General features: G+C 70.6%; 2 protein-coding genes. Both read right to left on the bottom strand.

Going from position 1 to position 7,443, the window contains the following annotated elements; all coding sequences use genetic code 11:
* Window positions 1-6,452, bottom strand: a 6,452-nt coding sequence (locus VGR06_RS27135; RefSeq protein ID WP_327561969.1) for a non-ribosomal peptide synthetase, incomplete at its 3' end; no start/stop codon positions are given.
* A complete protein-coding gene (locus VGR06_RS27130; protein ID WP_327561968.1) occupies window positions 6,449-7,435 on the bottom strand; it encodes an iron-siderophore ABC transporter substrate-binding protein in 987 nt (328 codons plus the stop codon). The genes VGR06_RS27130 and VGR06_RS27135, both read right to left, overlap by 4 nt.
* Between the last annotated feature and the right edge of the window lie 8 nt (window positions 7,436-7,443).

The raw sequence follows: 7,443 nt of genomic DNA, 5'->3' as shown, positions 1-7,443 counted from the left end.
CCGAGCTCCACGCGGTTGCCGCGGATCTTGACCTGCTCGTCCGTGCGGTCGAGGTAGGTGAGCGCGCCCTCGGCTCCGGCGCGGACCAGGTCTCCCGTCCGGTACATCCGCTCCCCCGGCGCCCCGAACGGATCGGCGACGAACCGCTCCGCCGTCAGCCCGGCCCGGTTGTGGTAGCCCAGGGCGAGCTGGGCGCCGGCAAGGTAGAGCTCGCCGGTGTGGGCCGGCCGGAGCCGCTCGTCGAGCACGTACAGCCGGGTGTTGGCGACCGGGTGTCCAATCGGGACGGTTGATCCGCCGGCCTGTGCGGCGTCGAACCAGGTGACCTGTACCGCCGCCTCCGATGGACCGTAGACATGGAAAAGCGGCACCCCGGTGCGCGCCCGCCAGCGCTCCGCGACCGCACCGGTCAAGGCGTCGCCACCGCTGAACACCAGCCGGAGGCTGGCGATCCGGTCAAGGTCCCCGGTGATCTCCACCGCGTCAAGGAAAGCCGCGAGCACCGAGGACACGATGATCATCGCGGTGACCCGGTGATCGCGGATGAGCCCGGTGAGGTACGCCGGATCGCCCTGGCCACCCGGCCGCGCGAGCACCACCGCGGCGCCCTGGCTGAGCGGCCAGAAGATCTCCAGCACGGACGGGTCGAAGCCCGGCGAGATCTGGTGCAGCACCCGGTCGTCCGCGGTCAGCGGGAACTGGCTGCGCATCCAGGCGACCTGGTTCACGATGGCCTGGTGCGGAACCAGGACGCCCTTGGGGTGACCGGTTGAGCCAGAGGTGAACACCAGGTAGGCGGGCGCCATGAATGCCTCATTCAGTGCGTTCAATGCAGCGAATGAGTCATTCATGGCATTTGCCCCCGCGTCCCCGAGCATGAACCGCACCCGCTCCCCCGGGTACTCCGGATCGATGGGGAGGTACGCAGCCCCCGCCTTGAGCGCGGCGATCATCCGCACCACCGCGTGGACCGACCGCGGCAGGTGCACCGGGACGACCTCTCCGGTCAACTCCCGGGCAAGCACGTTCGCCCGCTCGTTCAGGTCGGCGTAGGTCAGCCGCTCGTCCTCGGAGATCAGGGCGGTGGCGTGCGGCGTGCGGGCAACCTGTTCCTCGAACAGCCCGTGCAGCGTCGTCAGGGGAACATCCAGCGCCGGGCCGGAAAGCATGTTCCGCGTCTCGAGTTGGTGGACGGTCTGATCCGGTTGTGCCGCAAGGGAGGCGAGCGTGGCGGTCAGCTGGCGGGCGATCCACTCGACGTGATCACGGCTCAGGCGGTTGGCGTCGTAACTCAGGCGGAGGCGCAGCCGGGAACCAGGGAGGGCGATCACGGCCAGCGGGTAGTGGCCGGTGCCGAAGAACTCGACGCCGGTGGCCGTGAGCGGGCCACCGGGATCGGGCGCCACCGGGTAGTTCTCGAACACCACGAGCGTGTCGAACAGCTCGGTCAGCCCGAGCATCCGGTGCAGCTCGCCGAGCCCGACATGCTGGTGGTCGAGCAGCCCCGACTGCTGATCCTGCAGCCGGAGCAGTGTCGAAGCGATTCGATCCGTCGGCTGCCAACGCATCCGGACCGGGAGCGTGTTGGCGAACAGGCCGATCATGGACTCGATGCCGGGCAGGTCCGCGGCGCGGCCGGAGACCGTGGAACCGAACACCACGTCCCGGCGGCCGGTGAACCGGCCGAGCACCAGGGCCCAGGCACCGTGCACGACCGTGCTCAGCGTGAGCCCGTGTTTCCGGGCCATGGCAAGCACGTCCGCGGTCGTGCTCGCGGGCAGCTCGACGTCGAGCTCCTCCGGCTTCAGCGATGCGCCCGGCGGGCCAACCAGCCGGGTCGGCTCGGTGACGCCGGTCAGCACCTCGTGCCAGGCGGTCTGCGCGGCGTCCCGGTCCCGAGTGGACAGCCAGTCCAGGAAGTCGCGGTACGGGGTGACCGGCGGCAGCTCCGCCTGCTCGTCGTACAGAGCGAGCAGCTCCCGGATCATGATCGGCACCGACCAGCCGTCGGCGACGATGTGGTGCAGGGTCAGCACCAGGCGGCTCCGCTCCATCCCGTCGTGCACCAGCACACACCGGAACAGCGGCGGCACGGCCACGTCGAAGCGCTTCAATCGCTCGGCCTCGGCGACGGCGTGCACATCGGTGGTGGTCAGCTCACGGAACGGTACGTCGACGCGGTCCGGTACGACCTGAACGATCCGACCGTCGTCCAGCTGCCGGAACCCGGCACGCAGCGGAGCGTGCCGGTCCAGGAGGCGCTGCGCGGCCCGGCGCATGGCCGGGCCGTCGGCGGTGGTGTTGAGCTCGATGATCTGCTGCACCAGGTAGACGTCCGACTCACCCTGCGCGTGGAAGTAGAACCCTTGCTGCAGCGGCGAAGCCGGCAACACCTCGCGCTCCGCCTCGGCCAGAACCCCTGACCAGGCTTCGGCGAGCCCACGGACCGAGGTCTCGGAAAGCAACCGTCCGGCCCAGGTGATCGTCGCGGTGCGGCCCAGCACGTTGATCTCCAGCACGTGGCGCAGGCGCGTCAACGGATCCCGCCCGGCGCCGAACACCACGTCCGCCGGGAACCGGCCGAGATGGTTGAACAGCAACTGCGGCCGCGCCAGATCGGGCAGCAGGTGGCGCACCAGTCCGAAGCCGATCCCGTTGTCGGGCAAGGCTCGCAGCCGCTCGCGCACGCGCAGCACGGCGACGCCGAGATCACCCTCGCGGCCCGGGTCCAGACGGACCGGGAACATGCTGGTGAACCAGCCGACCGTGCTGGTCAGGTCTGCACTCAGGACGACCTGCTCCTCCCTGCCGTGGCCCTCCAGCTCGACCAGCACCTCGGAGTCACCGCCCCGCCACCGGCCCACCGCGATCACCAGCGCGGCCAGCACCCGGTCGAACCGGTTGTCCGGCGGCAGTTCCACGGTCATCGTGCGCGCGGTCGCCACGGTGTCGGCCGGGCCGAGGTTTCCCGAACCGAGCGGCGGATCCGGGCATTCCAACTGCCGCCGCCAGAACGGGATCTCATCCTCCCGGGAGGTGTCGCGCAGTGCTCGCGACCACTGCGCGAACGACGTGCCCATCGCGGGAAGATCTGACCGTCCCGACCACAAGGCGGTCAGCTCGGACAGCAGGATGCGCCACGACACGCCGTCCACCACCAGATGGTTGATCACTAGCAGCAGCCGGCGCGCCGACCGGAACCACGCGGCCCGCACCATGATCCCGGCCCGTGGCGCCAACTGTCCGGCCGCCCACTCCACAACGTCCGGAGTGGGTGCGGTAGCACGGGTTTCGATCAGGCCGGCCGCGCGGACGGTGCCAGGTGGTTGAGGGCTGAGGGACCAGTCGTCTTGGCGAACGGCCCGGAGCATGGGGTGCCGGTCGAGGAGGACCTGCAGGGCGGAGACCAGGTCATCTTCGGTGAGCACCGGTGGGGTCGGGATGAGCGCAGATTGATGGAAGGCGTCGACCGGAGCGGAATGTTCGGCCAGGTAACGGATAACGGCGCTGGGTGGAGCAATGTCCCCGTCGTTTGGCGACGTTGGAGCGACGGGCTCGGGCCTGGTGGTCGCGGCGGCGAGGGCGGCGACCGTCCGGTGTTGGAAGACATCCCGGGGGGTGAGCCGCAAGCCGGCCTGGCGAGCGGCCGTGGAGAGCTGGATGGCGGTGATGCTGTCGCCGCCCAACTCGAAGAAGCTGTCGTGGACGCCGATCTGGGGCAGGCCCAGCACGTCGGCAAACGCGGCGGCGAGGGCTCGCTCGCGCTCCGTTCGCGGGCCGGCGTTCGTGGTCGTCCACTGTGGATCCGGCAGTGCCCGGGTGTCGAGCTTTCCGTTCGGTGTCAACGGGAGCGGGTCGTCGAGGACGACGATGGCGCTGGGTACCAGGGCAGCCGGCAGGCGGCGGGCCAGGTCGGACCGGACGGCGGCGGGGTCGAGGGCCGCGCCGGTGACGTAGGCGATAAGCCGGCCGTCCCGGATCGTCACCGCAGCCTGGGTGATCGAGGGGTCGCGCAGCAGGGCGGACCCGATCTCGGCGGGCTCGATGCGGTGCCCGCGGATCTTGAGCTGGTTGTCCAGGCGCCCCAGGAACTCCAGGTTCCCGTCGAGCCGCCAGCGAGCGCGGTCGCCGGTCCGGTACATGCGCGATCCCGGCTGACCGTAGGGATCCGCGACGAAGCGGGCGGAGGTGGGGCCGGGCTGGCCGGCGTAGCCACGGGCCAGGCCGCGCCCGGCGACGTACAGCTCGCCGGGGACACCGACGTTTACCGGTCGCAGCGCCGCGTCGAGGACGTAGACCCGGGTGTTCGGATCCGGGCGGCCGATCAGGACCGGGCCTGGTTCCGCCGGCCACAGCGTGGAGTTGACGGTCGCCTCGGTCAGGCCATAGGCGACGACCATACGCAGCCGCGGAGACCAGCGGGCGATCAGCTCGGGTGGTACCGCTTCGGTGCCGACGACGAGCACGGTGCCGGCCGGTAGTTCGGCGCCCGGGGGCAGCGCAGACACCAGGGACGGCGGCAGGATCAGGTGCGACACCCGGTGCCGCACGAGGTATTCGGTCAGCTCGGTGGTGGCGACCCGGCGCTCGGCCGGCACCAGCACGACCCGCGCGCCGACGCACAGGGCCATGCAGAGATCCCACACCGCGACGTCGAAGCCGATCGACGCGAACTGCAGAACACGGCTCTCCGGGGTCACGCCCAGGCGGTCGACGGCGGTGGCGACCAGGCTGCCGATGCCCTCGTGGGTCACCACGACGCCCTTGGGCCGGCCGGTCGAGCCGGACGTGTAGATCACGTACGCCGCACTGTCCAAACCGATCGGTCTGTTATTGACCGCACCATCGTCGAAGCGCTTCGACTCCGCCAGGTCGCCGGCGTCGACGACCATCCGCGCGCCGGCGTCGGCCAGCATGAACTCGACGCGCTCGGCCGGGAGGTTCTCGTCCAGCGGAAGGTACGCCGCACCGGCCTTCAGGATGCCGAGCAGCGCGACGACCAGGCCGGCCGACCGGGGCACCTTGACGGCGACGACGTCCTCCGGCACCACGCCGCGCGCGATCAGCAGGCGGGCGAAGCGGTTCGACACCGCATCCAGCTCGGCATAGCTGAGCTGGTCCGACTCGCACACCAGCGCGGGCGCGTCGGGTGTTCGGCGCGCCTGGCGCTCGAACAGCTCCGGCCACGACAGCTCGTCCACCTCCCGCGGTTCACCGGCGAAACGGGTCAGGACCGCGCGGCGCTCGGCGCCGGTCAGCAACTCAATGGTCCCCAGTGGACGGTCGGGAGCCGTGGTCATGGCATCGATCACAGCCAGCAGGCGGCGTTCGTGACCGGCGAGCTCAGCGGGCGGGCACCGGCCGGCGAGCTCGAGCACGGCCGAACCGTCCGGCTGCCCGACGACCGTGACCGCCAGGTCGTCGACCGGGCCGGTCCACCGGCTTCGCACGCTCGCCGCGTGGTCGCCGAACCGAAGATCACGGGCGAAGCCGATCAGGTTGACCGTCGGCCCGACCAGCTCCCGCAACCCGTCCGTAGCATCCAGATCCCGCGCCAGTTGCTCACCGCGGTAGCGACCGTGCGCGGTGAGTTCGCGGACCTCCCGGTAGACCGCGGTGATCAGCTCGGCCGGGGTCATCTCCGGGCGCACCGCCAGCCGCAACGGGAGAATGTTCGACGCCAGCCCGGGTACCGCCCGCAACTCGGCATCGTCGCGGGCCGCCACCGGCAGTGCCAGCACCACGTCCCGCTGGCCGGTGAACCGGTGCAGGTACGCGGCCACCGCGGCGATCATCACCCGGGACAGCCGAACCCCGTGCGAAGCAACGGCACTCCGCGTTCGGGCCAACTCCGTCGCCGCGTCGGCCAGCCCCAGCAGCCTGGCCGGTTCGGGACGGTCGGCCAGCCGGCCGTCCCAGTACTCCCGGTCCGCCGCGTACCGTGCTGAATCCCGGTACGCGCCCTCAATGTCCACAAGAGACTGAACCGGCCGGGAGCGGACCGGCTGGGGCGACGTGTACAACTCGGCGGCCCGGCGTGTGATCAGGACGATGCCGTAGCCGTCGGTCACGATGTGGTGGTAGCGCTGGTACCACAGCACCCGGCCGGCGCCGGTCCGAATCAGCACCTGGGCGAACATCGGGCCACGCTCGAGGTCGATCACCCGGGAGCGGTCCGCGGACATCCACCCCTCGGCCGCCGCGTCGTCGAGATCCAGCACCGGCAACGGGATCTCCGGCGCCGGCAGGACGACCTGCAGGTCCCCGGCGATCCGCACGTGCAGGCACTCCGCCTCGGCGACCGCCTGCCGGATCCCGGCGGCGAGCCGGTCGAGGTCGACGGCGCCGCGGATCTCGACCGAGCACGCGATGTTGTAGTCGGTGCTCTCCGGGTCAATGCGTTGGGCCAGCAGGATTCCCGACTGCGCCGCGGTCAGCGCCAGTTCGGTCATCGGGTGCCGGCCGCGAGCAGCGGCACGATCTGGTCGATGGCGTAGGGAATGCTCAACACGGTGTTGAAGGACACCGCGGCGCCGACCGGCGGGCTGGCGTACGGCACGAACAGCGCGCGGCCGGCCTTGGCCACGTTGAGGTTCTGGTAGACCCGGTCGGCCTTGACCCGCGCCTCGGCCGCCGGGTCGGAGGTGAGGAACACCAACCGGTCGACGTCGACGAGGTCGAGCCGCTCGGAGCTGATCTCCGCGGCGTTCTTGTCGCCGGCCGCCGCGACAATCGCGTCGGGCACCCGGTAACCGAGCTCGGTCAGGAAGCGCGTCTTGGGGTCCGAGGGCGCGAACACGGCGTACTGCCCGGGTTGGAACGTGTCCACGACCGCCACCGAGCGGCCCGACCACTCCGGATGTTCCTTGCGCACCAAGGCAAACCGCTCACCGACGGCGGTGATCAGCGAGTCTGCCCTGGCTTCGAGGCCGAGCGCGCGGCCGGCCAGCTTGGCCTGCTCGGTCCAGGGCGCGGCGTAGTCGGCGAAACCCTTCGGCTGGGCCACCGTCGGGGCGATCTTGGACAGGGTGTCGTACTGCTCCCTGGTCATGCCGGAATACAGCCCGATGATCAGGTCCGGCTTCAGGTTGATGATCTTCTCGAAGTTGTAGTCGTCGCGCTGACCGACCACCTCGGGCGGCTTGTCCCCCCACAACTCCTTGGTCCACGGCCATTGCCCGTACGGCCGCTCACCGAACCAGTCGACCGCGCCGACCGGCCGGGTGCCCAGCGCGAGCACCGCGTCCTGATCGGACAGTCCAAGCGTGACAACCCGTTCCGGCTGGCGGGTGATCTCGGTGGTGCCGTACTTGTGCTCGACCCGGACCGGGAACGCGCCCGACGCGGACGTGGTCGGGCCGGCCGAGGTACTGCCAGCCGTGCCGCACGCCGCGAGCGTGACCATCATGAGCAGGGCGAGGATCAACTTGGACATGATCCGCA

The organism is Actinophytocola sp. (assembly GCF_036002505.1).
Classification (GTDB): Bacteria; Actinomycetota; Actinomycetes; order Mycobacteriales; family Pseudonocardiaceae; genus DASYTH01.
This window is presented reverse-complemented; position numbering and strand designations above follow the sequence as displayed.